Source organism: Corynebacterium coyleae, from assembly GCF_030408635.1.
GTDB classification, from domain to species: domain Bacteria; phylum Actinomycetota; class Actinomycetes; order Mycobacteriales; family Mycobacteriaceae; genus Corynebacterium; species Corynebacterium coyleae.
In genome coordinates this window covers 975,259-1,001,488 of sequence record NZ_CP047198.1, presented here as the reverse complement: position 1 = coordinate 1,001,488, position 26,230 = coordinate 975,259, and the positions used below count along the sequence as shown (strand labels likewise).

Sequence of the window (26,230 nt, the reverse complement as noted above, 5' to 3'; positions counted from 1 at the left end):
GGTGTTCGACATGTCAACCCCCGTTTCCCCCGTCGCCGATTCCACCGCGCTCGCACGCGGCCTGAAAACGCGCCACCTCACCATGATGGGCCTCGGCTCAGCCATCGGTGCCGGACTCTTCCTTGGCACCGGCGTTGGCATCGCAGCCGCAGGCCCCGCCGTCATCCTCGCCTACGTCGTCGCAGGCTTCATCACCGTGTGCTTCATGCAGATGCTCGCGGAAATGGTCGCCGCACGCCCGTCGTCGGGCACGTTCTCCACCTACGCCGAGCAAGCCTTCGGCCGCTGGGCCGGCTTCGCCATCGGCTGGCTGTACTGGTTCATGATGATCATGATCATGGCCGTCGAAATCACCGGCGCGTCCGCGATCGTCGCCCAATGGTTCGCCATCTCCCCGTGGATCCCCGCGCTGATCGCCATTGGGTTTTTCACCGTAATCAATTTCGCCGCGGTGAAAAACTTCGGCGAGTTCGAATTCTGGTTCGCCCTGATCAAGGTCGTTGTGATCGTGGCGTTCCTGTGCATCGGTGTGGCCCTGTGGCTCGGTGTGCTGCCCACCGGCGGGTTCGTAGGCCTGTCGAATATCAGCGAGGTCGGCTTCATGCCCAACGGCTGGGCTGGTGTGGCCACCGCGTTGCTCGCGGTCGCCTTCGCGTTCGGCGGCATTGAACTGGTCACCGTCGCCGCCGCCGAATCCGAAAACCCCGAAGCCGGCGTCCACTCCGCGATCCGCTCCATCATCTGGCGCATCTCCATCTTCTACATCGGCTCCGTGCTCCTGATCGTGCTGCTGTTGCCTTTCGACGAAATCGGCGGCGCGGACTCCGCAGCCGACTCCCCGTTCACTGCAGTGCTCGAAATGGCAAACATCCCGGGCGCCGTCGGCATCATGGAGGCCGTCATCGTCGTCGCCCTGCTGTCCGCCTGCAACACGCAGATCTACGGTTCGTCGCGCTTCATGCAAAACCTTGCAGTGCGTGGCGACGCCCCCGAGATCTTCGCTAAAACCGACCCCCGCGGCGTGCCCGTCCGTGCCGTGATCGTGTCCGTGTTCTTCGGCTTCGTCGCCGTTGCCCTGCAGTACTGGAACCCGCCCGGGCTGCTCGCCTTCCTCCTCAACGCAGTCGGTGGCTGCCTGATCGTGCTGTGGATCGTCGTCGCCCTGTCGTTCGTCCGCCTGCACCCGAAGCTCGAAGCAAGCGGCGAAATCACCGACGTACGTATGTGGGCCCCCAACGTCCTGCCCTGGGTCATGATCGCGCTCGCCGGCGGAGTCATCCTGCTCATGCTCGCCGACCCCGACGGGCGATTCCAAATGTTCGCCGTCGCCGTCGTTGTCGGTGTCGTTTCCCTCGCGGGAATTTTGTGGACCCGCACCGCAGGAAAGACCGCTGCAGGACAGAACGTGAAGAAGGAAGAGGTGCGGTAATGGGGTCGTCGACAAGCAATAGCGAGCTCGGCACCGGGCTGAAGTCCCGCCACCTGACACTCATGGGGCTCGGCACTGCCGTGGGTGCGGGCCTGTTCCTCGGCGTCGGCGTCGGCATTCGTGCCGCCGGCCCCGCGATTCTGGTCGCATACGCCATCGCCGGACTCATCGTCATCGCCGTGATGCGCATGCTCGGCGAAATGGCCGCCGCCCACCCATCATCGGGCTCATTCGCCACCTACGGACGCATGGCGTACGGCCACTGGGCAGGATTCCTCCTCGGCTGGCTGTATTACTTCCTGCTGATCATGGCGTGTGGTGCCGAACTCACCGGCGCCTCCGCAATGATGGCCTCCTGGTTCGACGTACCCCAATGGGTGCCCGGGCTCATCGTCGTCGTCGTACTCACCGCCGTAAACCTCGCACAGGTCAAAGGCTTCGGCGAGTTCGAGTACTGGTTCGCCATGATCAAAATCGCCGTCATCGTCGGCTTCCTCATCATCGGCGTTCTCCTCTGGCTGGGCGTGCTGCCCGCCAGCGACTTCGTCGGCTTCGACAACGTGCGCGAATCCGGCTTCGCCCCCAACGGTGTCGCCGGCATCGCCGCAGGCCTCCTCGCCGTGGCATTCGCATTCGGCGGCATCGAAGTAGTCACCATCGCAGCCGCCGAATCCGAAGACCCCGCCGACAACGTCAAACGCGCCGTCAACTCCATCATCTGGCGCATCGCGATCTTCTACCTCGGCTCCGTCGCCGTGATCACCCTGCTGCTGCCATACGCAACCATCGACGGCGCCGACTCCGCCGCAGACTCCCCCTTCACCGCCGTGCTCGAAATGGCAAACATCCCAGGCGCCGCAGCCTTCATGGAAGTCGTCATCGTGCTCGCACTACTCTCCGCATTCAACGCGCAGCTCTACGGCACCTCCCGCCTCGGCTACCAACAAGCGCTCGAAGGCGACGCTCCGAAATGGATGGCGAAAACCAACGCCAACAACGTGCCCATGAACTCCGTGCTCGTCTCCGTGGTGTTCGCGTTTCTCGCCGTCGGCCTGCAATGGTGGAACCCGCCAGGAATGATCGACTTCATCATGTCCGCAACCGGCGGCTGCCTCATCGTCACCTGGATCATGATCACCTTAAGCTTCATCAAACTCCACCCACGCATCAGCGAATCCGCCGTCCGCGTCCACGGCGCCACCTGGGTGCCATGGGTCACGCTCACCGCCCTCGTCGGTTTGACGGTGCTCATGCTTTTCGACGACGCCGCCCGCTCCCAAGTCATCTCCGTCACCATCCTCTCCCTCGCCCTGGTCGGCTTGTCGCTACTGACCAAGAAACGCGGTGTCGTAAGGTAGTCGCCATGACTACCCCCACGACTGCAATTGCACGCGGAATCGCGACCATCACCCACGACGGCACCGTTCTCGACGTCTGGTACCCCGCCCCCAAGGTTGACGAGGCGGTGACGGAAACAGGCACTCGTCGATTAGAAGAGCCCGACGCCCGCTTCACCAACCTCGTCGGCCCCGACGAGGCCCGCGGCGTCGCCCGCGTCGCAGTCGAAACCACCATCGCCGACCTCAGCGCACCGGCCATCGACGCATACGACGTCTACCTGCGCCTCCACCTACTGTCCCACCGCCTCATCCGCCCACACGGCGCCAACATGGACGGCGTGTTCGGCCTCCTGTCCAACGTCGTCTGGACCAACTACGGCCCCTGCGCCGTCGCCGACTTCCAAATGACCCGCGCACGCCTCGCCGAAAACGGCCCCGTCGTCGTTTTCTCCGTGGACAAATTCCCACGCATGGTCGACTACGTTGTGCCGAGCGGCGTGCGCATCGGCGACGCCGACCGCATCCGCCTCGGCGCCCACCTCGCGGAAGGTACCACCGTGATGCACGAAGGCTTTGTGAACTTCAACGCCGGCACCCTCGGCGCATCCATGGTCGAAGGCCGCATCTCCGCAGGCGTCGTCGTTGGCGACGGAACCGACATCGGCGGCGGCGCCTCCATCATGGGCACCCTGTCCGGCGGCGGCAAAGAAATCATCTCGCTTGGCGAACGCTGCCTCCTCGGCGCCAACGCCGGCGTGGGCATCTCGCTTGGCGACGACTGCATCGTCGAAGCCGGCCTCTACGTCACCGCCGGCACAAAGGTCGTCCTCACCGCACCCGTCGCCGAAGCCCTGGGCAAGGAAGCCGGCGCCGAAGTGAAGGCTCTCGAACTCTCCGGCGCGAACGGCCTGCAATTCCGTCGCAACTCCGTCACCGGCTCCGTCGAAGCCGTCCCTGCAAAGGGCATCGAACTCAACGAGGCCCTCCATGCCAACTAACCCCTGGTTCCCACCCGCCAACGACACTCTCACCGACGGCGAGTTGACGCTCCTGCCGTGGTCGCGCGTGAAAACCGTTCCGGGCGTGCGCGACGACCTGTTCGCTGCGTCGGTTGACCCACGGATGGTTGAGTGGACCACGGTGCCGTCGCCGTACACCGTCGAGATGGCCGAGGCGTTCCTCGGCGACTCAGGTGACGGGTGTGCACGGTGGGCGCTTGTCGTCGATGACCGGTACTGCGGCAGCATCGAGCTGCGCCTCGACGATTCCGGTGGTGCCGATTTTGGTTACAACACTGCCCCGTGGGCGCGCGGGCGTGGCCTGATGACTCGTGCCGTGCGCCTGGTGACCGATCACGCTTTCGCCGAGGGGGCTCCCCTGCTTATTATTCGGGCGCTGCCGGGCAATGCTGCTTCGCGCCATGTCGCGGAAGTTAACGGTTTCGCCTTTTCCGGCGAGCGCGACGGCCACGTGGAGTATGTCAAGCATGCCGAATAGCCCGCTCGCTGGCGGGTTATTGGCTAGTTAAAGAGTTGTTGCATGGCTCCGGGCGGATGCTTTTCGACAACCGACCCTCCCGGCGATACCCACACCGGTATCCCATCGCGTATCTGTATCCGCCCGTAGCGGTTTTCACGCGGGTCATCGTCGTTGCGCCCGTTATGGAACCGGCATAACGGCACTAAGTTGGCAAGGTTGGTCTCCCCGCCGTGCCGCCAGGCCTGGATGTGGTGCATGTCGCAGTTGTCAGCTCCATGCCGGCAATCCGGCACCGGACACGTTGGCGACATCATGGATGCCAACGCGCGTTGCTTCCCATTGGCAAACCGCTGGGTGCGATACAAGTTGACTGCACCCTCGGTCGGGTGAAACGCCGCGACTTCCAGCTCGTCGCCGACATGCTGCGCGAGAAACTCCGCACCCGTCATCGTGGTGCCATCCGTCAAGGTCAAGGTGACCTCGTCACCGGCACCGGATTGGATCCGCGTCCATTCGGGAAGCGGCACCATAACAATCGGCCGTGGCACTGCATGCGGCACCCCACCGCCCTCGCCACGCAAGATACCCATAAGCGCATCAGCCATCTGGCCGGCTGGTGGCAGTTCCGTATCGATCAACCCACGCAGCGTGTGCTCAATATCAGCAATATTGCGCGCCGAATGCGTCAAGTGCAGCGTGGCCATACCCTCACGCGCCTTAGAAAAACGCACTTGCTTTTCAGGTGCGGGTTTCTTCGCATCAATAACCCGATCGGCATAGCGCGACAGCGCATCAAAGCGGCCCTCGAACTGCAACAAGGTAAAACGCAACCGCCAACGCTTCGCCGCATCTTCAACCACGGCAAGTTTGCGTTCAATCAAGCACAACTGATCCAAGGGAGTATCGGCTGCCATCAGGCGGGCGTCGGATTGTTTCCGCGTGAATTTTGTTGCCCCGTAGTAGACGTCGTGTACGCGTGACCATTCTCGGATGCGCGACGGGTTCAGCCCGGCAGCGAGGGCTGTGTCGCGGTCGAAGTCGGCGATGTCCGTAAGCCGGAAGCCGAGAAGGTCTACAAATGCCATGCATCACACGCTACGAAGCGATAAACCACCGCACAAGACCCACCACGAAAATGTGGATAACTCCAACACCAAATTCCACAAACCGCTGGTTAGGTCGTTTTTGGTGTTTTCGGTTTTCCGAAGGTCCAGACCTTGTTGATGACAAAGTTCACCGGCATCGCGATCAGTGTGGAGATGGCTTGGGCCCAGTAGGATTTGGTGCGCAGGCCGGTGGAGTCGTCGAAGATGTGGTCCGGCAGGCCAACTGGCGTGGTGGGGTTCATCAAAAGCGTCATGCATGTCAGTGACACCGCGAACGCGAGCGCGCCGGTGGCCAAGAAGGGGAAGAACCCGCGCAGCCAGGAGCGCGCGTGCACCCCACGGAATGTCCAGGAGCGGTTGAGCTGGTAGTTCCACGTGTTGGCCAGGAGGAACGCCAGGGTGGACATGAGGTGGTACCAGCGGATGTTCCAACGGGTGGAGCCGAGTTGCATGAACACGTCGTTGGCGTGCAGATCAAAGCCGTTCTCTAGGGCTTTGTTGGCCAGGTAGAACACGACGAAGTTGACGAGCACGCCGGAGCCACCGACGATGCCGAAGCGCAAAAATTGGCGCAGCCCGGCAACGAGGCGTACGGCAGTGCTGCCGCTTTCGGGCGCGGCAGCGTGTTGGTCGCCGGCGGCCGGCGACGGATGAGTGGGGTTAGTCAACGGTGTTTCCTAGGCGGGCGACTGCCGCTTCGATGCGCTCGTCGGGTGCGGTGAGCGAGATGCGCACGTGTTGGGCGCCGGCGGGGCCGTAGAAGTCGCCGGGGGCGCCGAGGATGCCGTGGTCGGCGAACCAGTTGAGGAGTTCGCGGGAATCCATGCCGTCGTGGTGGACCCAGAGGTAGAGGCCGGCATCGGAGTCGTCGATAGTAAGACCTGCGTTTTGGAGGGCCTTCATGAGTACAAGCCGTCGCGCGGCGTAGGTGGAGCGCTGCATTTGTTCGTGCAGGTCGTCGCCGAGGGCGGCCACCATGGCGGCTTGGATTGGGCCGGGCACGATGAGACCCGAGTGCTTGCGGATAAGCAGAAGTTCTTGCACTAGGGCCTCGTCGCCGGAGATGGTGCCGGCGCGATACGACGCCAGGTTGGACGTCTTGGACAGCGAATGCAGGGCGAGCAGGCCAGTGTTGTCGCCGTCGGTGACGGACGGGTGCAGGATGGATACCGGTTCGGCGGACCAGCCGAGGTAGAGGTAGCACTCGTCGGAGGCGATGATTGCGCCGGTTTCGCGGGAGAATTCCACCCAGGCGCGCATCTGCTCGACGCCAAGGACTGCGCCGGTTGGGTTCGACGGCGAGTTGATGAAGACGAAGGCGGCGTCGCGGGGTGCGGTGGCGGGGTCGTCGCAACGAATAACTTCGCAGCCTGCCATCAGCGCGCCGACTTCGTAGGTGGGGTACGCGACCTCGGGGATCACAACTTTCTCGCCGCGCAGGCCCAACAATGTGGGCAGCCACGCGACGGCTTCTTTGAGCCCGATCACGGGCAGCACGGAGCGTTCGGTCAACCCTGCGATGCCGAAGCGGCGGGCGTGGGAGGCCACGATCGTTTCGCGCAGTTCCGGCGTACCCGCGGTTTGCGGGTAGCCGGGCGTTGCGGCAGCTTCGGACAGCGCGAGTTGGATGGATGGGGCGACTGGGTCGACGGGGCCGCCGACGGAAAGGTCGATCAGGCCGTCCTCATGGGATGCGGCGTGCTTGCGCACGTCGGCGATGGTGTCCCATGGGAAGTCGGGCAGCTGTGATCCGAGTGGGGTGCGTGCCACGGTTTAGTCCTGGTTCTGCGGCGGCAGTGCTGCGACGAAGGGGTGGTCGAAGTCCTGTGGGCCGGTCTTGGCGGCGCCGCCTGGCGAGCCGAGTTCGTCGAAGAAGCCGACGTTGGCGTCGTAGTATTCGCTCCACTCGTCGGGGGTGTCGTCTTCGTAGAAGATGGCTTCGACGGGGCAGGCAGGTTCGCAGGCGCCACAGTCGACGCATTCGTCGGGGTGGATGTAGAGCATGCGCTTGCCCTCGTAGATGCAGTCAACGGGGCATTCTTCGACGCAGCCGCGGTCCATGACGTCGACGCACGGTTGAGCAATCACGTAAGTCATGGGAAACAGTATGTCACTTCGCCTTGAGTAGTGGCCAAACGCCTCCCGCTAGCCCCGCGATAAGGAGTGCGAGGGTCCACCCGGTTGGCGGGAGGATGACCATGGAGGCGAACAGTGCTGCTGCCCAGACGGCAAGCGGAACAATCATGCTTTTCGACGACCACAGCCGCGCCGTCTTCGCCAACACCGCATTAAACACCGCTGCGATGATGACCCAGAACCAGTTCAGGTACGCCACTTCCAGGATGAGCGAGCCGAGGGCGCCGACGCTCAGCCAGGTGATGCCGGCGATGGCTTCCCCGCGTGAAAATTCGGTTCGGATGACGGGGTGGCTCATTTGGGGATTCCGGATAGGACGTGGGTGGCGTCGTCGTGAAGTGGCGTGCCTGCGCCGAGTTGGAAGTGTTCGACGCGTTGGATGGGCTGGGTGATGAGGTTGGACAGGGCGTAGTAGACGACGGGACCTTGGGCGATGGCGGCGTGGGGGTTGACGTCGGTGGTGCGGCCGTCGGCGATCCAGAGTTGGGTGGCGTGGGCACGCATGGCGGCGATTTTGGCGCTGTAGGCGTGGTCGTCAAGGGAGACGGCGATGTCGGAGGTGGCGACTCCGTCGAGTTCGCCGGGTTGGGCAAGGCGCCAGCCGTCGGGGGCGGTCTCGGGCGTAAGCGCTGCGGTTTCTTCGGCGAGGCGCACGGCCCACAGGATGCGCGAGATAGCGACGCGTTCGGCGGCGGTGTGGGTGATTTCGTGGGCGCGGATGTGGTCCGGGTGGCCGTAGCCGCCGTCGGGGCCGTAGGTGATGACAAGGTGGGGGCGCTCCGCTTCGAAGATTGCGGCAAGTTCGGCTACTGCGGCGTCGCCGGAGTTGACAAAGGCGCGCGGGTTGCGGCTTGCGGGCGAGCCGGCCATGCCGGAGTCGCGGAAGCGGCCGGCTCCGCCGAGGAAGGTGCCGCGCGCGCCGATGGCGGCCAACGACTCGCGTAGTTCGCCGATGCGGAATCCGCCTAGCTGGTCGGCTTCGTCGACGACGAGGTGCTGGTACGGCTCGCCGATAACTTCGCCTTCTTCGCCGAGTGTGCAGGTGACGACGAGGACGTCGGCGCCACGTCGGGTCAGATCGGCGATGACGCCTGCGGTGGTGATGGCTTCGTCGTCAGGGTGGGCGTGGACGGCCACTACTCGGTAGCCGGTGAGGTCGCGCGTTGTCATGGTTTCTCCTTCGGTGTCGGGCCTACTGTATCGGCCAGTTGCCAGCGGGCGGCGTCGCTGATACCCCCGGGCCAGGTGGAGACGCCTGGGATGGCGACGCCACCGGAGGATGCTGCGATGCGTGTTTCGTTGAGGATGGGCACCCATACGGCGTCGCGCTCTTCGGCTTCGGCCACGGCTGCTCGGGCCTCGGTCGCACTCATGGTCCCGTCCAGGATTCGCCCGGCGAGCGCTTCGTTGCCCACGGAGCACAGGCCGGAGAGGTTGCCAGCACGCGAAGTTTTGGACGGACACGCCATACGGCTGGCGAGCGTCGTCATGGATGCGGAGTTGCGCTGCCACACCACTGCCAGGTCAACTTCCGACGACGGCAGGCTGCGCCCGGCGAGCGTCGTCGCGTCGGTAGAGGTGAGTTTTGCAGGGATGCCGGCGCCGTTGAGGATGTCGACAAGGGTGCGCGCCACCGCGGCCGCCGCCGGGTCCATCGCATCCGCCCCGACGCGGATGGGCACGGTGCGCGCTCGTAGCGCTGCGGTGTCCTTCTCCCCCGGCGTGAACGCATGCTCTGCTACGGCCAGGTTGGTGCTGCGGCCGGCGGCGATGTGGGCGAGCAGGGGGACGTCGATAAGCGATCGCACTTGCTCGCGCATTGCTTGGTCGAGCCCGCTTGTCGCGGAGATGACGACGCCAAGCACGCGTGACGACGACCCCTCGCGCACCTCTACTCCAGGCACCCGGCGAAAGACCTCTTGCGTGGTTTCCTGCGGCGTGACGTCGACGAACGCGAGCTGGCCGGAGCGCAACTGGTCGGCGGTTTGTGTTGTATCGCGCGCGGCGGTCAGCGTCAAAATGTCCACGCTTGCTGGCTCAGTACCCCAAAACCTGTCGTTTCTATTCAGCACTACCGTGCCGCGGGCCCGGCCGACATCTGCCATGAGGAAACGCCCGGCAGACGCAGGGACCATGTTGCGCAGTGCGAACGGGAAATCGCTGGCGTCAGCGGCGAACAGGTGCGACGGCAGCAGGTAGGCAAAGAGCTCCTCGCGGTTAGCCACGGGGCGCTCAAAGTCCACATCGACGACCTTGCCGCCTTGACCAGAAATGCGGATCGCCTGAATTGCCCGGTAGGCCGCAGGGTTGACGGTGCCGGCGGTGGTCACCATCCCGCGCCACAGGTAGGCAAAGTCGGATCCGGTAATCGGGGTGCCGTCAGACCACTGCGCCTCCGGTGCGATGACGTAGCGCACGGTTTGGGCCGCGGGCGAGGTCGGCAGTGTTGAAACCCCCACCAGCAGGTCCCTGTTCGGGCTCGTGCCCACATATGCGCTAGGCAGGGTGAGGTCTGCGATGGCACGCACCGTCGCGGAATCGTCCGCAATGAGGTGCGGGTTGAAGCCTCCTCGTACAGGGTCGACACCCACTTGCACCTGGGTGCGGTCGCTGCGGCGCGGGTTGTCGTCGGAAGGTGTCGTCGATACGCCAGATGTTTCGCTTTGGGCGGACTCCGGCTCGACGAGCGGCGGCGGGCCCGGGTTCGCCGAGCACGACGCGACGAGGCAAAGCGCGGAAAGCGCCGCCGCAGCACGGGTGGCTGGGCGGCGCGATCGAGGAGGCTGCATGAAGAACAGGCTAGCTGTTCTTCTGCTTCGCACGGGAGCGGGCACGGCCACGCTCGGTAGCGTTCAGGATGAGCTTGCGCACACGCATCGCCTCAGGGGCAACCTCAACACATTCGTCCTCGTCACAGAACTCGATGGCCTCATCCAGGGAGAGGGTGCGGGCCTTCTGCAGCGTGACAGTCGCATCCGCGGTGGCGGAGCGCATATTGGTCAGCTTCTTTTCCTTGGTGATGTTGACGTCCATGTCCTCGTCGCGCGAGTTCGCACCAACGACCATGCCTTCGTAGGTCTCGGCACCCGGCTCGACGAAGAAATCGCCGCGGTCTGCAAGCTGCTGCAGGGCGTACGCGGTGACCTGGCCGGAACGGTCGGCGACGAGCGAACCGGTTGGGCGGCCCTTGATCTCGCCGGCCCACGGACGGTGCTCGATCGAGTAGGAGTTGGCAATACCGGCACCACGGGTCTCAGTCAGGAAGGTCGTACGGAAGCCGATCAGGCCACGGGACGGGACGTCGAACTCCATGCGGACCCAATCGCCGGAACCCGCGTTGGACATTGCGGTCATCTGACCCTTGCGGTTTGCCATGAGCTGGGTGACGGCACCCTGGTGCTCCGACGGGACGTCGATGATCATGTGGTCGTACGGCTCGTAGGTCTTGCCGTCGATCTCCTTGGTCACTACCTGCGGCTTGCCAACGGTGAGCTCGAAGCCTTCGCGACGCATCGTCTCAATCAGCACGGTCAGCGCCATCTCGCCACGGCCCTGAACCTCCCACGCGTCCGGACGCTCGGTCGGCAGCACCTTGATGGAGACGTTACCGATGAGCTCCTGATCCAGACGAGCCTTGACCATGCGGGCGGTGAGCTTGTCGCCACCGTTACGGCCAGCCATCGGCGAGGTGTTCACGCCGATGGTCATGGAAATTGCCGGATCGTCGATGGCGATGCGCGGCAGCGGCTCGACGTGCTCCGGATCGCACAGCGTGTCACCGATCATGATGTTCTCCACACCGGAGACAGCGGCAATGTCACCTGCGACAACGTCGCCTTCAGCCGGAACACGGTCGAGGCCCTCGGTGACGAGCAGCTCAGCGATCTTGACGTTCTTAACCTGCTGGTTGCCGTCCTCGTCGTAGTGGACCCATGCGACCTGCTGGCCCTTCTTTACCGAGCCCTTGAACACACGGATCAAGCCGATGCGGCCCAGGAAGGAGGAGGAGTCCAGGTTGGTCACCTGTGCCTGGAACGGAGCGTCGATCTCAGCGGACGGCTCCGGCAGGACGTCGTAAATGACGTCGAACAGCGGCTGTAGGTCCTCGTTGTCCGGCAGGTTGCCGTTGCCCGGGTTTTCCAGGGACGCGCGGCCTGCACGGCCTGAGGTGTACAGCACCGGCAGCTCGAGGAGGTTCTCAGCAGCCTCTGCAGCCTCCGGGTCCTCCAGGCCAGCGCCGAGTTCGAGCAGGAGGTCCTGTGCTTCCTCCACGACTTCGTCGATACGTGCATCCGGACGGTCGGTCTTGTTCACGCAGATGATGACCGGCTTCTTCGCTTCGAGGGCCTTGCCCAGGACGAATCGGGTTTGCGGAAGCGGGCCTTCGGAAGCATCGATCAGCAGCACGACACCATCAACCATGGACAGGCCGCGCTCGACCTCGCCGCCGAAGTCGGCGTGGCCCGGGGTATCGATGACGTTGATGACCAAGTCCGCACCGTCTTTACCCTTGCCGGCGCGACGGATGGCGGTGTTCTTGGCCAAAATGGTGATGCCACGCTCGGACTCGAGCTCGCCGGAGTCCATCACGCGGTCGCCATGCTCGCCGTGGTCGCCGAAGACGCCGGACTGCTCCAGCATGGCGTTGACCAGGGTGGTTTTGCCGTGGTCAACGTGGGCGACGATAGCTACGTTGCGAAATTCAGGGTGCGACACTCAACAGATCCTTTTACATTGTCGGAAATAACGGTTACACGATACTCCCCAGCTAAGTTGAGCGCACCTCTCCGCTACCCCTCCAACGTGGCGCGGAGCTCTGCAAACGCGTCATTAAAAAACTGTTCGGCCGTTCCAGTAGTAATGACAGCACCTTCAGTCCCTCGCGCGGAGAGCTCGACGGTGGTGGTGCCATCGCCGTTATCTGCGGCATCGATAGCCAGCGGCGCCTGGTAGTCCTTATTCAAATACACACCGATAAGACGGAACTTCAGTGCACTGCCGACGTTGACAGCCAGTTCGCTGGCGGTTTTGTCCTTGACGTTGAACTTGTCCAGTCCGGACAGCCGCTGCTCAATCTCCTCAAGGGACAGGTTGGTGGTGAACGTCTGGGCATCCATTGTGATCAGTCCTTTCAGTGTTGGGGACAACGGATCTCACGTTCTCACGGGTCTTAAATGTGCCCGTGCTCACAAGGGTAAACAGATAAAACTGGGAGAACACCGAAAGTTTCTGGACAATTCCCCCTACAAAATCAACGGTTTCCACTTGACGCTGTTACTTATGTGACTAATGTTGCTTGAGTTAATGTCCGTGGCCCCTATGTAATAAAGGACAGCCGTGCGCACTCCCCGATCTTTTGCACGCTCCGCCGTCGCGGCGGTTTGCGCTGCCGGCATGCTGGTAGCCGGTGTCGTCGATACGCAAATGGCTCATGCCAAATCATCGAACCCGCTCGATAGCCTTGGCCGCCCCACCCCCGAGACCGCCGCCCGAGTCCACGCGTTCGCGGACCAACCACAGGTGCCGGAACAGGTAGGCAACGCACTTCGCACCGCAGTGAACTTCTTCGCTGGCACCGGCGAGCTCGGCGGCCCTCCACTGCCAGAGGACGCCCCGGCCTTCACGCAGTTCGCCTGGCCGACGGCCTCCGGGCACTGCATGGGCAAGGGGCTGCACTCGACCGCGTCCGCAATTGCGGTACCGGGACCGACCAAAACACCAGCGCCAGGCGCAGGCGCGGGGCAAACCACGTTTGTGTTCACCGCACTGGGCACCCCGGCCGCCGCCAAGGACCAGGGGCTCATGAAGGTGTACTGGGTTAACCTCAACACTTTTCGCACCGGCGTAACGCCTTTAGATAACAACGGGATAAACCCAACAGGACCGTCCACCCTGTCCGCCACCGCAAACACAGGCAAGGGCCGCGTCCTCGCAGTCGTCGACGGTGCAGTACGCACCACCGACAAGACCTGCGCATTTGCCCCGACCGCCGCTTCGATCAACGTGAGGTAACCGATGACCGTCGACCTACACCCGGTAAAGCAAGAGACCTTTGACACGTCCGCGAACATCAACACAGACCCAAAGGGATTCCTGCGCGAGGTAGACACGTACCAGGTCACCGACTTTGGCCTCTACATGGCACGCGGGGCGAATCACCCCGAGTTCGGCTACCTAGAAAGCTGGCTGCTGCCGGAACTCGGCCTGCGGGTAAACATCTTCCACTACCGCGAGGGCGCAGAGCGCGATCAGGACTTCTACTTCGACATCGCCGACATTGACGTTGATGGCGATATCTGGCGCACACGCGACCTGTACGTCGACATTGTGTCGCTGACAGGCAACCCGATCGACGTGCTTGATATCGACGAACTCGCAGCCGCGACGTCTGCAGGCTTGATCACTGCCGAGGAGGCAGAGAAGGCCATGGACGTCACCCTCAACGCCGTTGAGGGCATTACTCGGCACGGCGACGATGCCATGGAGTGGCTGCGCGCCCTGGGTATTGAACTGACGTGGGCGGACGAAGTCGAGTTAACTCCTGTGGCATAACACCCCAATTCCCGTACTGCACCCCACCTGCACCCCGCAGGTGGGGTCGTTTTATGCGAATAACATTCACGATCCGTGAAGAAGCTGAGAAAGCGTTGCGATGGCTACAGATGCCTATCAGCGTGCAGAAACACCCATTCCTGCCATAGCCCTGTGAGGCAGCGTGCATTTCGCCGTAAATTACTTTTCACAAACACTGTGAACTGCCTAACACTTCATGTAAGTTTTTGTGCAACCTGATTACGTCGTGTTCACCTGAGCTTCAAGTTTTGGTGGGCCCAATCGTGGTGCAGGGGTCGTCGAAATACCCATTTCGTCGTACCGCCCAAACACGGGCAACCGTCGCAAAGTTCTCTGCGTACGGACGATCACTGAAAGGACCCAGACCATGAGCAAACGCCTCCGTGTCGCCGCTCTCGCCGGACTCTCCTCCCTGTCCCTCGTCCTCGCCTCCTGCTCCTCGGATGGCGGAACCGAAGAGACCACCGCAAACCAGGCCGGACAGGACTCCGCGAACTCCAAGGAAGCTGACAACTCGGGCGAGCAGCTCGAAGTCAACGCTGCCGGTGACTACAACCCGCTCGAGCGCGACCAGATCCAGGATGGCGGCGAGCTCACTCTCGCGATTACCGAAATTGCTGAGCAGCAGAACGTGTTCCACGCGAACATGACGTCCTACACGGACACCATCTGGAGCAAGTACAACCCGCAGCTCACGCTTTTCGACGGCGACGGCACCTATCACCCGAACCCGGCTTATCTGACCGACGTGAAGGATGAGACCGTCGACGGCAAGACCGTGGTCACCTACACCATCAACCCGGACGCCGTGTACAACGACGGCACCCCGCTTGACTGGACCGCCTTCGAGAACACCTTCAAGTTCAACAACGGCTCCAACCCGGATGTCCAGGTCAACTCCACCGACGGCTACGAGCTCATCGAGTCCGTCGAGCGCGGCGAGGACGACAAGCAGGCCGTTGTCACCTTCAAGCAGGCATACCCGTGGTGGGAGGGCCTCTTCGGCACCCTCGTGCCGCCGCAGGTCAAGGACGCGGACACGTTCATGAACGCTTACCTGAAGAAGGTCAACCCGGAGTGGGGCGCTGGCCCGTTCAAGGTTGAGAACGTTGACTTCGAAGGCGGCACCGCCTCCTTCGTCCCGAACGAGAACTGGTGGGGCGAGAAGCCGAAGCTGGACAAGATCACCTACCGCCAGATGGAAGACCAGGCATCCCTGAACGCCTTCCGCGCAGGCGAGATCGACGCAACCGGCGTTTCTTCCCGTGACCGTCTGGCAACGGCGAAGGAGATGGGCGACTCCATCGAGATCCGCACCGCCCTGAACCCGGCGAACTACCTGATGACGATCAACTCCACCGCCCCGGGCCTGGACGACATCAAGGTCCGCGAGGCCATCATGCGCGGTGTTGACCGCGAGCAGCTCGCCGCGATCCGCTTCCAGGGCCTCGGCTACACCGAGGATCTGCCAGGTTCGTTCAACCTGTACCAGACCCAGCCGGGCTACGAGGACAACTTCGGCGAGGTCATCCAGTACGACCCGGAGAAGGCCAAGGAGCTGCTCAAGGACGCAGGCTACGACGAGTCCAACCCGCTGTCCGTGCGCTACGTCACCCTGGGTGACTCCCCGATGATCCAGGCGACCACCACTGCCCTGCAGGCAATGCTGCGCAACATTGGCATCGACGTCCAGGTTGAGGAGCGTCCGAGCTCCGACTTCTCCAAGGTCGTCTCCGAGCGCGACTTCGACCTGTTCATGTCCGGCTTCCGCTCCTCCGACCCGTTCGGTGTGGCGTACTTCGGCCAGATCTACAAGTCCGATTCCGAGCTGAACAAGTCCGGCACCGGCACCCCGGAGATGGACAAGAAGATTGAGGAACTGCAGCAGCTCCCGGATGCTGACGAGCAGATCAAGCGCGCAAACGAGCTTGAGAAGGAAGCCCTGGCTCAGTACGGCATCATGCCGTACGCCAACGGCCCGGCCATCGTCGCCGTGAAGAAGGGCCTGGCAAACTTCGGTGCTAACTCCTTTGCGATCCTCCCGATCGAGAACGTGGGCTGGGCGAAGTAACCGTAACGGTTCGACGCACGTGAAATCCACGAACTGAGTGCGAGCCCGCCCAGCATTCCCACGCTGGGCGGGCTTCCAATCTTTCTCAATAACTCCCCCGTCCGCCCACCACGGAACTGAGAGACACTATGTTTCGATACCTGATCCGGAAGACGCTGAGCTGGGGCTTGATTGTTTTTCTTGCCACCAACCTCACGTTTTTTCTCGCCAGCTTTTTCCTCGATCCCCGCGCCAACTACTTTGGCCGCCGACCACCTCTGCCAGAAGAGCAGATCGATGCACTGCTCGATCCGTTGAACTTGAACCCAAACACACCAATCTTCGAGCGTTGGTGGACGTGGCTTACTGGCGTCCTGACGCGTTGGGACTGGGGTAAATCCCCGATCGGCGACTCCGTCAATGAACAAGTCTCCTACCGCATCTGGGTCTCCGCGCAGCTGACCCTGTTTGCCACCCTGCTGTCGATCCTCCTCGGTGTCGCCCTCGGTGTGTACACTGCGTCGCGCCAGTACAAGCGCGCCGACCGCATGTGGCAGGGCATCTCGATCATCACGATGAACATTCACGTGGTCGTCGCCTCGATCGCCGTGGTGTGGTTCGGTCTGAAGGTCAACGAGTGGACCGGCAAGCGCGTCTTCTACGTCACCGGTGCTTCCAACCCGGGCGTTGAAGGGTTCTTCCCGAAGATGGTCGACTACGCCCAACACCTCGTGCTCCCCACCTTGTCACTGTTGATCATTTCGTATGCGGGCTATCACTTCATGCAGAGAACACTGCTGTTGGATAACTTGAACGCCGATTACGTCCGCACCGCCCGCGCGAAGGGCCTAACCAAGGCGCAAGCAGTGCGCAAACACGCGCTGCGAACCTCGCTAATTCCGGTTGCTACCTCGGTGGCGTTCTCGGTGCCCGGCATCTTCACCGGTGCCGTGATGACGGAGCGCATCTTCGCGTGGCAAGGCATGGGCCAGTACTTCATCCAAACGATTGCGCGTAACGACGTCCACGGTGTCGTCGTTGTGGCCGCATTCGGTGCCGCAATGACCGCAGTGTCCGCTATCTTGGCCGACCTCATCGTTGTTGCCCTCGACCCGCGCGTGCGCGTGAGCTAAGGAGATCACAGCCATGACAAACAAGCCACCACGCGGTACGTCCCGCAAGCTCAGTGACCCCCGCGCCCACGCCACCTCGAGCGAGCTGGCGCTGCACGCCGCAATGCCGGTCAACGACATGACCGCCATCTCTGAGACCGGCCGCCAGGCCGACGGCGTGATGAGTAAAGACAAGAACACGCGCCCGATCCAGCCGAAGCAGGGCGACAGCGTCGAAGATCAGCAGACGATGCGCGCGACTCGTAAGTCGAAGATTTATCTGCGCCGCTTCATGCGTAACAAGGCCGCGGTTGTCGGCCTGGTGATTTTCTTCCTGATGGTACTGCTCGCGCTCTTTGGCAAGTTCATGACGCCGTGGAGCTACGACGACCCGGACTTCATGAACCTGTCCGTCGCGCCCTCCGCTGAACACTGGTTTGGCACTACTGACTCCGGCAACGACCTGTTTGCACAGGTGGTGCACGGCCTCGGTCGCTCGTTGTCTATTGCGGTACCGGCATCGATTGCCACCACGGTGATCTCCGCGATTGTCGGTGCAGGTGCTGCCCTGTTTGGCGGAAGCTTGGAGAAGATTGTGCTGGCAGTGATCCACTTCCTGCTGGCTGTGCCGACGTTCCTCATCATCGCCCTGCTGGTATCCGGCTCGGGCGGCGACTGGAAGGTGCTCACCGTCGTGCTCATCGCGTTTGGCTGGATGTACTCAGCACGTGTGATTTGGTCCTTGTCGTTGTCCATCCGCGAAAACGACTATGTGCGTGCCGCCAAGTTCATGGGCGTGTCCAACTCCAAGACAATCGTGCGCCACATCATCCCGAACGTCGCGTCGCTGCTGATTATCCAGCTGATGTTGGGCATCGTGTCCACGATCATGTCTGAGACCGCCCTGTCGTTCTTGGGCCTCGGTGTGAAGCTGCCGGACGTGTCCCTGGGTACGTTGTTGCAGTCTGGTACCGCAACCCTGGTGACCGCTCCGTGGCAGTTCTACTTCCCTGCCCTCGTCCTGACCTTGCTCACCGTGTCCATGGCGTTCATCGCCGATGGTCTGCGTGACGCACTCGACCCGAACTCGAACTCTGGAGGTTCTGCAGCATGACAACCAGCATCAACAACTCGGGTTCCCCGGTGCTTTCGGTACGCGACCTCAACGTGTCGTTCCCGTCGGAGGCCGGCGTGGTCCGCGCGGTGCGAGGCGTGGATTTCGATCTCCTCCCAGGCCGTACCCTCGGCATCGTGGGCGAATCAGGTTCCGGCAAGTCCGTCACCTCTCTCGCTGTCATGGGCCTGTTGCCGGATTACGCCAAGGTCACCGGTTCTGTGATGTTTGAGGGCGAGGAGCTCCTGGGCAAGTCGGATGCCGCCATGTCGAAGATTCGTGGCAACGGCATCGGCATGATCTTCCAGGATCCGCTGTCCGCTCTGACTCCGGTGTACGACATCGGCACGCAGTTGGTGGAAGCCATCCAGGCGCACACGAACATCTCTAAGTCGAAGGCGATGGACCGTGCTGCAGAGTTGCTCGATCTGGTGGGTATCCCCGAGCCGAAGAAGCGGCTGCGTTCCTTCCCGCACGAGTTCTCGGGCGGCATGCGTCAGCGTGTGGTGATCGCAATTGCGATTGCGAACAACCCGAAGGTGCTTATTGCCGACGAGCCCACCACAGCCCTCGACGTGACCATCCAGGCTCAGATTCTGGACGTGATCAAGACGGCGCAGCGTGAGACCGGCGCTGCCTGCATCATGATTACCCACGACATGGGTGTGGTGGCAGGCACCGCCGATGACGTGCTGGTGATGTACGGCGGACGTCCGGTCGAGCGCGCCGAAGTCCACCAACTGTTCGGCAACCCGAAGATGCCGTACTCGGTGGGCTTGCTGGGCTCTACCCCGCGCGTGGATCAGCCGTCTAGCGAGCCACTGACGTTTATCGACGGCAACCCACCGATGCTCATCGACGTCGCCGACCGCTGCCAGTTCGCACCCCGCTGCCCCATCGCCACCGAGGCCTGCCTGACGCAGGAGCCGCCGCTGGTGCCGAACAAGGGCGACGAGAACCACATGGTTGCGTGCGTGCGCCACGATGAGATTGAAAACGGCACTCTCGACGGTAAGCCGTTGTTCCCCGCACCTGTCCTGCCGGAGAACAAGTTCGCGGGCATCCCGCGCGAGGAGCGCGAAGTCACCCTCGAGGTAGAGAACCTTTACCGTGCGTTCCCACTGACCAAGGGCGCGCTGGTGAAGCGCCGCATCGGCACCGTGGAGGCTGTGAAGAACATCTCCTTCGATGTTCGCGCCGGTGAGTGCATGGCCATTGTGGGTGAGTCCGGTTCCGGTAAGACCACGACCCTGCTGGAGATCATGGGCCTGGATCCACAGGGTGATTCCCGCATCGTGATCTGTGGCAAGGACGCGGCGAAGATGAGTGCGTCGGATCGTCGTCAGGCACGCCGCAATATTCAGATGGTGTTCCAGGATCCGATGAGCTCGCTGAACCCGCGTATGACGGTCAAGGAGATCATCCAAGAGCCGTTGGATGCGTTGGGCTACGAGGGCGACAAGGATGCCCGTATCTCCGAGCTCATGCGCACGGTGGGTCTGGATGAGAAGCAGTTGGACCGCTTCCCTGGCCACTTCTCTGGTGGTCAGCGTCAGCGCATCGGCTTGGCTCGTGCGTTGGCGACGAACCCTGCGGTGATTGTGCTCGACGAGCCAGTGTCAGCCCTCGACGTGTCCATCCAAGCCGGCGTGATTAACCTGCTGGATTCGCTCAAGCGCAAGCTTGGCCTGTCCTACCTGTTCGTCGCACACGATCTGTCGGTGGTGCGCCACCTGTCGGATCGTGTGGCCGTGATGTACAAGGGCGACTTTGTGGAGTTCGGCGAGACCGACGACGTCTTCGACAACCCGCAGCACCCGTACACGAAGGCGCTGCTGTCGGCGATTCCGATCCCTGATCCGGATGCGGAGCGCTCCCGCGTGCGTACGGTGTACAAGCCGGCGGAGGAGGCTATCTCCTAACCGTCACATCGACGGGCAGCGTCGGAAGTCGTGCTTCCTGCGCTGCCCACATCCCCCACCAGGGGGCGTAGCCCGGGTCCCTGCGCAGGGCCCGGGTTTTTCGCATCTTTAGGTCGGCGGTCACGCGGATGGTGTTGACGGTTCCACGCGCCCGGGCGGCGCGTATCGACGACTCCGTGACCGCCCCAACACCTTCCACCACAAGATCCTCTGCGGGGTCGAGCGGCACCCACTCGGCGCGCTCGTGGTTGATCCAGTCCCAGCGCCAAAACCCTGGCCTGGCAGGGTGCAGCACATCGCGGGCGACCATCGCGGCACCTTCTTCGAGGCCGTACCAACCGGGGTAAAAATCGTCGAGGTGCACCACCCGGATACCGAGCGCGTCGCCGATCTGGTTGGCCAGGGTGGTCTTGCCGGAGCCAGATGGGCCATCGATGAGCAGGGTGTATGTCATCGCACTGACCACACTGGACGCAGGTCGCCTGTGAGCCACGCGATGCCAAGTGCGACAAGTGCCACCCCAAGGCACACAACCATGACGCCCCAGTCGCGGCTGCGCAGTTTGGATTCTCGGGCCCAGGAACGCTTCGTCGGTCCGCCAAAACCGCGCGCCTCCATTGCGGTGGCGAGTTTTCCGGCACGGCGCAGCGACATCACCAACAGCCCGAATGACAAGGTGAACCAGTATTTGATCTTGCCTTGGTCCGCGATACCGCGGGCGCGACGCGATCGGCGCATGGCGTCGAGGTCGTCGCGAAGCAGTGTGAGCATGCGAAGGGCCGCGACAGTACCGATGACAAAGCGTTCGGGGAGGCGCAGGACCTGGGAGAGGCCGTCGCCAAGGTCAGTCGGGTCGACATCGGCGGACAACAGCACCACCGGCAGCGCGATGGCAAGCACGCGCAACACCATCGCACCGGCAAGAGAGACGGAGAGTTCCGTGACGTGAATCAAACCCCAGTTCAGGTAAGTCTCCCCGCCCGCCTGTCCGTAGAGCGCCATCGGGATACCGGCCAGGGGCGCGACGATGAGGATCGGCAATGCGCGTTTGAAAAAGCGTCCGTAGCCAAGCCCGCATAGCGGCACCATGAGCAGCGTAAACGCGAGCACCACGGTTGCGGAAACCCAGTCCACGGTGAACATCAACGGGGTTGTCAGTAGCGCCAGGCCAAGGATCCGGGTCACGGGGTTGATGTTTGCCAGCAGGTTCATGGCTGACCCTCCCCTGCCGTGATGTGTTCGGTGTGGTCTCCAAGCGATGCGATAAACGCTTCGTCGTGGGTAATCGAGATGACCGTGACGCCCTTGCCCGTGAGTTCGCGGATCAGGCCGACGAGTTCGACGAAGGTGCGATCGTCCTGGCCGAAGGTCGGCTCGTCCAAAATAAGCAACTTCGGAGCGTTGACCAGCGCGGTTGCCACCGAAAGTCGGCGTTTCTCCCCGCCAGAGAGTGTGAACGGGTTGGCGTCGACGAGGTGGGTCAGGCGCAAACGCTGCAGCAGATCATCGATGCGTTCCTGCGGCGCACCAGACAGCGCCATTTCCTCGCGCACGGTGGCAGTGACAAATTGGTGTTCCGGTTCCTGGAAGACGTACCCGATGCGTTGCGCCAGATCTGCCGAGGACCAGTCAATCGACGGCTTGGCTAGCCCCTGGCGGATAGTTTCCGAGTACTCCACCCGCCCTTGCTTCGGCGGTGTTAGCCCGGCAAGTACCTGCACGAGCGTAGTTTTTCCCGAGCCGTTTTCACCGGTGACCACAGTGGAGAACCCCTCAGGCGCAAGCACCGTGCGCGGCGGGCCGAAGCGGGTGAGCAAGTTCTGCGTCGCAACCGCAGCCGGCGTGCCAGCGGGAACCTGCTTCGCCGGCGGCAACGAAGGCACCTGCGGTAGCTCTTCTTCGGTAATGCGGCGAAAACCGTCCGCATCCAAGCGGTAGTAGGTGTCCACCACGTGCGACCAGTGCTTCGGGCGGTGCTCCACCACGATCAGGGTCGCGCCGGTGCGTGTGCAGACACGGTCGACGGCGTTGATGACCTCGTCGCGGCCACGCGGGTCGAGGTTCGCCGTCGGCTCGTCGAGCACCAAAATATCGGCCCCCATCGCCAACACCCCGGCCAGTGCAAGGCGTTGCTTCTGTCCACCGGACAGGCGTGATGTGGGGTGATCGAGCGGCAGGTCCAGGCCCACGGCCTCCAGGGAGGCCTCCACGCGGCGCCATATCTCGTCGCGCGGCATCCCGAGGTTCTCCGCGCCGAAAGCGACATCGTCACCGACACGCGACAAAATCGTTTGCGATTCTGGATCCTGCAGCACCATGCCTACCGTGCCGTTGACCTCAAGGGAGCCGGTGCGGCTGCCGTCCTCGGAGTCGTCGATAAGTTTCGCGATGACCGCGAGCAACGTGGACTTGCCGGAACCAGAGTCGCCGGAGATGAGGATGCGCTCGCCGCGCTCGACGTCGAGATCAACGCCAGTAAACGCAGGTTGGGGACGCGTGGCGTGCTGGTACGTCAACCCTCGAGCACGAATCGCCAGCGTCATTTACGCAGCCTGGTTGAAACGCTCACGGCCTGCGCCGAAGCGGTCCAGCGCACCGGTCTTCGCGAGTGCCTTGACCAGGTAGTGGCACAGCACGCCGCCAAGGATCGCGCCGGAGATGACCATGCAGGTCAGGTAGATGATGTTGAACTGCAGGCTCATCGCCAGGTTCGCCGACAGGAACAGCTCGAGGATGAACGCGCCGACAGCGGAGCCGATACCGGCCAAGATTGCCACCGTCAGATCGAAGCGACGGTACGCGAAGAGCAGGAAGATCAGCCCTGCGCCAAGACCCTGTGCAAGGCCCGAGTAGAGCGTCTCAATGCCCCACTGGCTGCCGATCAACGCTGAAACCGACGCCGCGATGACCTCGACGAACACGGCTGCGCCAGGCTTGCGGATGATCAGCCCGCCAAGCACTCCGCCGGTGAACCAGATACCGGTGACCAGGCCACCAAGGCCCGGCGTCAACGTATCCAGCGCCTTAAACCCTGCGTAGCCAACGCTGTTCCACACCCAAAACAGCAGACCACACGCCACACCGAGGACGGCGGCGGTGACAATATCGATTACACGCCAAGAATTGTTTTTAACAGGCACAGTCATGTGCTTTCCTTCCTATCGCCGGCATTACCCGGATCAGGTTCAACGGTCCGCCCGAAGGCATCTCAGCTGCGAATGCAGCACCCGTGTGTGTTCAGTTCTCGGAGGCGATGCTACAACACGCCCCAGACATGCTTATCGACGACGTCCCGCATCGGCGCGGTGGCGTCGTCGATAAGCAATTATGCTCCTAGCCGCGCCCCAACTCGATGTGGAGACCCGGCACGGAATCGATCAGGTTGCGGGTGTAATCCGCCTGCGGGTCGGCGAAGATCGCATCCGCCGGCCCCTGCTCCACAACCTTGCCCTGGCGCATCACCACAATGTCGTCTGCGGTCTCGCGGACCACAGCCAAGTCATGGGTGATGAACAGGTAGGACAGGTTCATATCGGCCTGCAGGCCCTTGAGCAACTGCAGAATCTGGTCTTGCACGAGCACGTCGAGGGCCGAGACCGCCTCGTCGAGGACGATGACCTCTGGGCCCAACGCCATCGCACGTGCAATCGCGATGCGCTGACGCTGACCGCCAGAGAGCTCGTTCGGGTAGCGACGCATCGCGGACCTCGGCATCTGCACCATGTCCAGCAGCTCCGCCACGCGAGCGTCGCGCTCCTTACGCGAGCCCACCTTGTGCAGGCGCAACGGCTCCTCGATGCAGCGGTAGATCGAGTACATCGGGTCGAGCGAACCGTACGGGTTCTGGAACACCACCTGCATCTTGCGACGCAGTTTGAACAGTTCCTTGCGGTTTAACTCCGAGATGTCGCGGCCCTCGAAGTACACGGTGCCGCTGGTCGGCTCAAGCAGGCTTAGCGCCATGTTGGCCACAGTGGACTTGCCGGAGCCAGACTCACCCACCAGCGCAAGCGTGGTGCCGCGGCGAAGATCGAAGGACACCTCATCGACCGCGCGCAGTGTCTTCTTCGCACCCTTTTGGCCACGGACGTCGAACTCCTTGACCAGGTTATCCACCCGGATGACCACGTCCTCCGGCTTGGTCTCGGCCACCGTGACGTCTTCATCCTTCAGCGCAGCGTGCGTACGCGCGGCTGCCAGCGACGGAGCCGCGTTAACCAGCCTGCGGGTGTACGGGTGCTTCGGGTTGCGCAAAATATCCAGGCTCGGTCCGCGCTCAACCACACGACCGCGGTGCATAACCAGCAGGTGGTCAGCGCGCTCTGCTGCAAGCCCCAGATCGTGGGTGATAAACAGCAGCGCGGTCTGGGATTCCTGGGTGAGCATCTCAAGGTGGTCCAGGATGCGCTTCTGCACGGTCACATCGAGGGCAGACGTGGGCTCGTCGGCAATGAGCAGCTCCGGGTTCGCAGCCAAGCCCATCGCGATGAGTGCGCGCTGGCGCATGCCACCGGAAAACTCGTGCGGGAACTGGCCCGCACGACGCTCCGCGTCCGGCAGGCCTGCATGCTCAAGCAACTCGATGACGCGCTGGTGGCGCTCGGAGCCTTCGACGATGTTGTTCGCCTTCAGCGACTCCTCCACCTGGGTACCGATACGCCACACCGGGTTCAGGTTAGACATCGGATCCTGCGGAACCAGACCAATCCTGTTGCCGCGAATCTTCTGCCAGCCCTTCTCATCGAGATTGGTCAGTTCCTCGCCGCGCAGCTTGATCGAGCCGCCAGTGACCTTGCCGGTGCCAGGCAGCAGGCCGAGCACCGCCATGGCAGAGGTGGACTTGCCCGAACCGGACTCGCCCACGATCGCGACCTTCTGGCCCGGGTAGATCGTCATATCGAAGTCACGCACAGCCTCAACCACACCCGTGGAGGACTCGAACGTGATGCGGAGGTCGGTCACCTCAAGCAGCGGCTCGGGCGCGCCAGTCTTGTTGTCTTTACCGATTGCGGTGGTCATCGCTTCCTCGCCTTCGGATCAAGGGCGTCGCGCACAACGTCGCCCATCATGATGAAGCTCAGCACCGTCAGTGCGAGCGCAATTGCCGGGTAGAACAGCACCATCGGCTGAGTGCGTAGCGACGCCTGCGCAGCCGAAATATCGCCACCCCACGACACCACCGTGGACGGCAGACCGATGCCCAGGAAGGACAGGGTCGCTTCGGCCACGATGAACTGGCCGAGCGCAACCGTGGCGTACACGATCACGGGCGCCGCGGCGTTCGGCAGGATGTGGGAGGTGATGATCTTCCAGTCGCTCGCCCCCACCGCGCGGGCGGCGGTGACGAACTCGTCGTTCTTAATCCCCATCACTGCACCGCGGGTGATGCGGGCGATCTGAGTCCAGCCGAACATGGACAGCGCGAATACCACCATCCAGATCGAGCGCTTGTTCTGGAACATGGACATGACGACGATCGCGGCCAGCACGAGCGGCACCGCGAAGAAGATGTCAGTCAGACGCGATAGCAGTGTGTCCCAGATGCCGCCGAAGTAACCGGCGATCGCACCGATGAGGCCACCAAGCACGGTCACGATCAGTGTGGTCAGCACGCCGACCGTAACCGATGCGCGAGCACCGTACATCATGCGCGAGTAAATATCGCAGCCTTGACGGTCAAAGCCGAAGATGTGCCCGTCCGTCGGCCCGTTCAGCGAGCGCGACAGCATGCACTCGCGCGGATCGACGCTGGTGAACAGACCAGGGAACACAGCGACGGTGACGGCAAGCAGGATCAATACTGCAGAGAACCAGAACAGCGGCCTGCGACGCAGGTAGTTCCAAGCTTCAGCCCACTGGCTGGTGGGTGTACCGGCATCCGGCACAGCATCAACTGCGCCGAGGCCAGTCTCATCGGTCTCTGCGACGTAGTATTCCTGACCGCGCAGCACCCCAGCATTGGCCATCGT

At 62.8% G+C, this 26,230-nt stretch carries 25 protein-coding genes and 1 riboswitch; of the genes, 10 read left to right on the top strand and 15 right to left on the bottom strand.

What is annotated here, in order from left to right; all coding sequences use genetic code 11:
- The first annotated feature begins 10 nt into the window (after nt 1-10).
- Genes CCOY_RS04960 through CCOY_RS04945 form a run of 4 tightly spaced genes read left to right on the top strand, consistent with a single transcriptional unit; the run spans nt 11 to nt 4,266 of the window.
- Nucleotides 11-1,429 carry an amino acid permease gene (locus CCOY_RS04960; RefSeq protein WP_092103050.1) on the top strand — a complete coding sequence of 473 codons (1,419 nt, stop codon included), beginning with the start codon at nt 11-13 and terminating at the stop codon, nt 1,427-1,429.
- Entirely contained in the window at nt 1,429-2,787 is a 1,359-nt protein-coding gene (locus CCOY_RS04955) for an amino acid permease (RefSeq protein WP_092102151.1), read from the top strand. The genes CCOY_RS04960 and CCOY_RS04955 overlap by 1 nt, the downstream gene beginning before the upstream one ends.
- Nucleotides 2,788-2,792: 5 nt before the next feature.
- Nucleotides 2,793-3,767: a 2,3,4,5-tetrahydropyridine-2,6-dicarboxylate N-succinyltransferase gene (gene dapD, locus CCOY_RS04950; protein WP_070820557.1), complete on the top strand. Its 975-nt coding sequence runs from the start codon at nt 2,793-2,795 to the stop codon at nt 3,765-3,767.
- Entirely contained in the window at nt 3,757-4,266 is a 510-nt protein-coding gene (locus CCOY_RS04945; RefSeq protein ID WP_092102148.1) for a GNAT family N-acetyltransferase, read from the top strand. Before dapD ends, CCOY_RS04945 begins: the two co-directional genes overlap by 11 nt.
- A 23-nt stretch (nt 4,267-4,289) precedes the next feature.
- Here the strand turns inward: CCOY_RS04945 and CCOY_RS04940 are convergent, their stop codons facing one another.
- The 9 genes from CCOY_RS04940 to CCOY_RS04900 all read right to left on the bottom strand — a co-directional run bounded on the left by CCOY_RS04940 (nt 4,290) and on the right by CCOY_RS04900 (nt 12,607).
- The gene (locus CCOY_RS04940) at nt 4,290-5,333 is read right to left on the bottom strand and encodes an HNH endonuclease signature motif containing protein (protein ID WP_092102145.1); all 1,044 of its coding nucleotides are present in this window, start codon (nt 5,331-5,333) and stop codon (nt 4,290-4,292) included.
- A gap of 89 nt (nt 5,334-5,422) precedes the next feature.
- Nucleotides 5,423-5,929 (bottom strand): GtrA family protein, encoded by a 507-nt coding sequence (locus CCOY_RS04935; RefSeq protein WP_092103048.1) that lies wholly within the window; start codon nt 5,927-5,929, stop codon nt 5,423-5,425.
- An 85-nt stretch (nt 5,930-6,014) separates the two neighbouring features.
- On the bottom strand, nt 6,015-7,124 hold the full coding sequence (gene dapC / locus CCOY_RS04930) for a succinyldiaminopimelate transaminase (RefSeq protein WP_092102142.1): 1,110 nt from the start codon (nt 7,122-7,124) through the stop codon (nt 6,015-6,017).
- A gap of 3 nt (nt 7,125-7,127) precedes the next feature.
- On the bottom strand, nt 7,128-7,451 hold the full coding sequence (gene fdxA / locus CCOY_RS04925) for a ferredoxin (protein WP_070421608.1): 324 nt from the start codon (nt 7,449-7,451) through the stop codon (nt 7,128-7,130).
- Between the two features lie 13 nt (nt 7,452-7,464).
- Nucleotides 7,465-7,788, bottom strand: a complete 324-nt coding sequence (locus CCOY_RS04920) for a hypothetical protein (protein WP_070829509.1) — start codon at nt 7,786-7,788, stop codon at nt 7,465-7,467.
- The gene (mshB, locus tag CCOY_RS04915; protein WP_092102139.1) at nt 7,785-8,660 is read right to left on the bottom strand and encodes an N-acetyl-1-D-myo-inositol-2-amino-2-deoxy-alpha-D-glucopyranoside deacetylase; all 876 of its coding nucleotides are present in this window, start codon (nt 8,658-8,660) and stop codon (nt 7,785-7,787) included. The genes CCOY_RS04920 and mshB overlap by 4 nt, the downstream gene beginning before the upstream one ends.
- Nucleotides 8,657-10,279: an ABC transporter family substrate-binding protein gene (locus CCOY_RS04910; protein ID WP_092102136.1), complete on the bottom strand. Its 1,623-nt coding sequence runs from the start codon at nt 10,277-10,279 to the stop codon at nt 8,657-8,659. The genes mshB and CCOY_RS04910 overlap by 4 nt, the downstream gene beginning before the upstream one ends.
- Nucleotides 10,280-10,289: 10 nt before the next feature.
- On the bottom strand, nt 10,290-12,206 hold the full coding sequence (typA, locus tag CCOY_RS04905; protein WP_070484497.1) for a translational GTPase TypA: 1,917 nt from the start codon (nt 12,204-12,206) through the stop codon (nt 10,290-10,292).
- A gap of 74 nt (nt 12,207-12,280) precedes the next feature.
- On the bottom strand, nt 12,281-12,607 hold the full coding sequence (locus CCOY_RS04900) for a hypothetical protein (RefSeq protein ID WP_070484494.1): 327 nt from the start codon (nt 12,605-12,607) through the stop codon (nt 12,281-12,283).
- Nucleotides 12,608-12,884: 277 nt separating this feature from the next.
- Between CCOY_RS04900 and CCOY_RS04895 the strand changes: the two genes are divergently transcribed.
- The 6 genes from CCOY_RS04895 (at nt 12,885) to CCOY_RS04870 (ending at nt 20,261) form a co-directional block, all read left to right on the top strand.
- Nucleotides 12,885-13,502, top strand: a complete 618-nt coding sequence (locus tag CCOY_RS04895; protein ID WP_244268771.1) for an Rv1157c family protein — start codon at nt 12,885-12,887, stop codon at nt 13,500-13,502.
- Between the two features lie 3 nt (nt 13,503-13,505).
- A complete protein-coding gene (locus tag CCOY_RS04890; RefSeq protein ID WP_070614087.1) occupies nt 13,506-14,042 on the top strand; it encodes a ribonuclease FAU-1 family protein in 537 nt (178 codons plus the stop codon).
- 388 nt (nt 14,043-14,430) lie between these two features.
- The gene (locus tag CCOY_RS04885) at nt 14,431-16,134 is read left to right on the top strand and encodes an ABC transporter family substrate-binding protein (protein ID WP_092102130.1); all 1,704 of its coding nucleotides are present in this window, start codon (nt 14,431-14,433) and stop codon (nt 16,132-16,134) included.
- A 128-nt stretch (nt 16,135-16,262) separates the two neighbouring features.
- The gene (locus tag CCOY_RS04880) at nt 16,263-17,246 is read left to right on the top strand and encodes an ABC transporter permease (protein WP_070421616.1); all 984 of its coding nucleotides are present in this window, start codon (nt 16,263-16,265) and stop codon (nt 17,244-17,246) included.
- Between the two features lie 103 nt (nt 17,247-17,349).
- A complete protein-coding gene (locus tag CCOY_RS04875; protein WP_092103045.1) occupies nt 17,350-18,339 on the top strand; it encodes an ABC transporter permease in 990 nt (329 codons plus the stop codon).
- Nucleotides 18,336-20,261 carry an ABC transporter ATP-binding protein gene (locus CCOY_RS04870; RefSeq protein ID WP_070819856.1) on the top strand — a complete coding sequence of 642 codons (1,926 nt, stop codon included), beginning with the start codon at nt 18,336-18,338 and terminating at the stop codon, nt 20,259-20,261. Before CCOY_RS04875 ends, CCOY_RS04870 begins: the two co-directional genes overlap by 4 nt.
- On the opposite strand, the gene CCOY_RS04865 is transcribed toward CCOY_RS04870, so the two are convergent.
- From CCOY_RS04865 to CCOY_RS04840, 6 genes are all read right to left on the bottom strand, one after another.
- Nucleotides 20,251-20,715 (bottom strand): nucleoside/nucleotide kinase family protein, encoded by a 465-nt coding sequence (locus CCOY_RS04865; protein WP_070568601.1) that lies wholly within the window; start codon nt 20,713-20,715, stop codon nt 20,251-20,253. The genes CCOY_RS04870 and CCOY_RS04865 overlap by 11 nt on opposite strands.
- Nucleotides 20,712-21,473 carry an energy-coupling factor transporter transmembrane component T family protein gene (locus CCOY_RS04860; RefSeq protein ID WP_070819858.1) on the bottom strand — a complete coding sequence of 254 codons (762 nt, stop codon included), beginning with the start codon at nt 21,471-21,473 and terminating at the stop codon, nt 20,712-20,714. Before CCOY_RS04860 ends, CCOY_RS04865 begins: the two co-directional genes overlap by 4 nt.
- Nucleotides 21,470-22,804, bottom strand: a complete 1,335-nt coding sequence (locus tag CCOY_RS04855; RefSeq protein WP_092102126.1) for an ABC transporter ATP-binding protein — start codon at nt 22,802-22,804, stop codon at nt 21,470-21,472. Before CCOY_RS04855 ends, CCOY_RS04860 begins: the two co-directional genes overlap by 4 nt.
- On the bottom strand, nt 22,805-23,407 hold the full coding sequence (locus CCOY_RS04850) for an ECF transporter S component (protein WP_070421621.1): 603 nt from the start codon (nt 23,405-23,407) through the stop codon (nt 22,805-22,807). It abuts the gene before it with no gap.
- Nucleotides 23,399-23,502, bottom strand: a riboswitch (TPP riboswitch). Its footprint overlaps the gene before it by 9 nt.
- A 92-nt stretch (nt 23,503-23,594) precedes the next feature.
- The gene (locus tag CCOY_RS04845; protein WP_092102123.1) at nt 23,595-25,280 is read right to left on the bottom strand and encodes an ABC transporter ATP-binding protein; all 1,686 of its coding nucleotides are present in this window, start codon (nt 25,278-25,280) and stop codon (nt 23,595-23,597) included.
- Nucleotides 25,277-26,227: an ABC transporter permease gene (locus CCOY_RS04840; protein ID WP_070421663.1), complete on the bottom strand. Its 951-nt coding sequence runs from the start codon at nt 26,225-26,227 to the stop codon at nt 25,277-25,279. Before CCOY_RS04840 ends, CCOY_RS04845 begins: the two co-directional genes overlap by 4 nt.
- Nucleotides 26,228-26,230 lie beyond the last annotated feature (3 nt).

What these genes read in the sequence shown, in the direction of transcription:
- CCOY_RS04960 (WP_092103050.1), top strand. Translation starts at nt 11, where the DNA reads ATGTCAACCCCCGTTTCCCCCGTCGCCGATTCCACCGCGCTCGCACGC.
- CCOY_RS04955 (WP_092102151.1), top strand. Translation starts at nt 1,429, where the DNA reads ATGGGGTCGTCGACAAGCAATAGCGAGCTCGGCACCGGGCTGAAGTCC.
- dapD (WP_070820557.1), top strand. Translation starts at nt 2,793, where the DNA reads ATGACTACCCCCACGACTGCAATTGCACGCGGAATCGCGACCATCACC.
- CCOY_RS04945 (WP_092102148.1), top strand. Translation starts at nt 3,757, where the DNA reads ATGCCAACTAACCCCTGGTTCCCACCCGCCAACGACACTCTCACCGAC.
- CCOY_RS04940 (WP_092102145.1), bottom strand. Translation starts at nt 5,333, where the DNA reads ATGGCATTTGTAGACCTTCTCGGCTTCCGGCTTACGGACATCGCCGAC.
- fdxA (WP_070421608.1), bottom strand. Translation starts at nt 7,451, where the DNA reads ATGACTTACGTGATTGCTCAACCGTGCGTCGACGTCATGGACCGCGGC.
- CCOY_RS04920 (WP_070829509.1), bottom strand. Translation starts at nt 7,788, where the DNA reads ATGAGCCACCCCGTCATCCGAACCGAATTTTCACGCGGGGAAGCCATC.
- mshB (WP_092102139.1), bottom strand. Translation starts at nt 8,660, where the DNA reads ATGACAACGCGCGACCTCACCGGCTACCGAGTAGTGGCCGTCCACGCC.
- CCOY_RS04910 (WP_092102136.1), bottom strand. Translation starts at nt 10,279, where the DNA reads ATGCAGCCTCCTCGATCGCGCCGCCCAGCCACCCGTGCTGCGGCGGCG.
- CCOY_RS04900 (WP_070484494.1), bottom strand. Translation starts at nt 12,607, where the DNA reads ATGGATGCCCAGACGTTCACCACCAACCTGTCCCTTGAGGAGATTGAG.
- CCOY_RS04895 (WP_244268771.1), top strand. Translation starts at nt 12,885, where the DNA reads ATGCTGGTAGCCGGTGTCGTCGATACGCAAATGGCTCATGCCAAATCA.
- CCOY_RS04890 (WP_070614087.1), top strand. Translation starts at nt 13,506, where the DNA reads ATGACCGTCGACCTACACCCGGTAAAGCAAGAGACCTTTGACACGTCC.
- CCOY_RS04885 (WP_092102130.1), top strand. Translation starts at nt 14,431, where the DNA reads ATGAGCAAACGCCTCCGTGTCGCCGCTCTCGCCGGACTCTCCTCCCTG.
- CCOY_RS04880 (WP_070421616.1), top strand. Translation starts at nt 16,263, where the DNA reads ATGTTTCGATACCTGATCCGGAAGACGCTGAGCTGGGGCTTGATTGTT.
- CCOY_RS04875 (WP_092103045.1), top strand. Translation starts at nt 17,350, where the DNA reads ATGCCGGTCAACGACATGACCGCCATCTCTGAGACCGGCCGCCAGGCC.
- CCOY_RS04870 (WP_070819856.1), top strand. Translation starts at nt 18,336, where the DNA reads ATGACAACCAGCATCAACAACTCGGGTTCCCCGGTGCTTTCGGTACGC.
- CCOY_RS04865 (WP_070568601.1), bottom strand. Translation starts at nt 20,715, where the DNA reads ATGACATACACCCTGCTCATCGATGGCCCATCTGGCTCCGGCAAGACC.
- CCOY_RS04860 (WP_070819858.1), bottom strand. Translation starts at nt 21,473, where the DNA reads ATGAACCTGCTGGCAAACATCAACCCCGTGACCCGGATCCTTGGCCTG.
- CCOY_RS04855 (WP_092102126.1), bottom strand. Translation starts at nt 22,804, where the DNA reads ATGACGCTGGCGATTCGTGCTCGAGGGTTGACGTACCAGCACGCCACG.
- CCOY_RS04850 (WP_070421621.1), bottom strand. Translation starts at nt 23,407, where the DNA reads ATGACTGTGCCTGTTAAAAACAATTCTTGGCGTGTAATCGATATTGTC.
- CCOY_RS04845 (WP_092102123.1), bottom strand. Translation starts at nt 25,280, where the DNA reads ATGACCACCGCAATCGGTAAAGACAACAAGACTGGCGCGCCCGAGCCG.
- CCOY_RS04840 (WP_070421663.1), bottom strand. Translation starts at nt 26,227, where the DNA reads ATGGCCAATGCTGGGGTGCTGCGCGGTCAGGAATACTACGTCGCAGAG.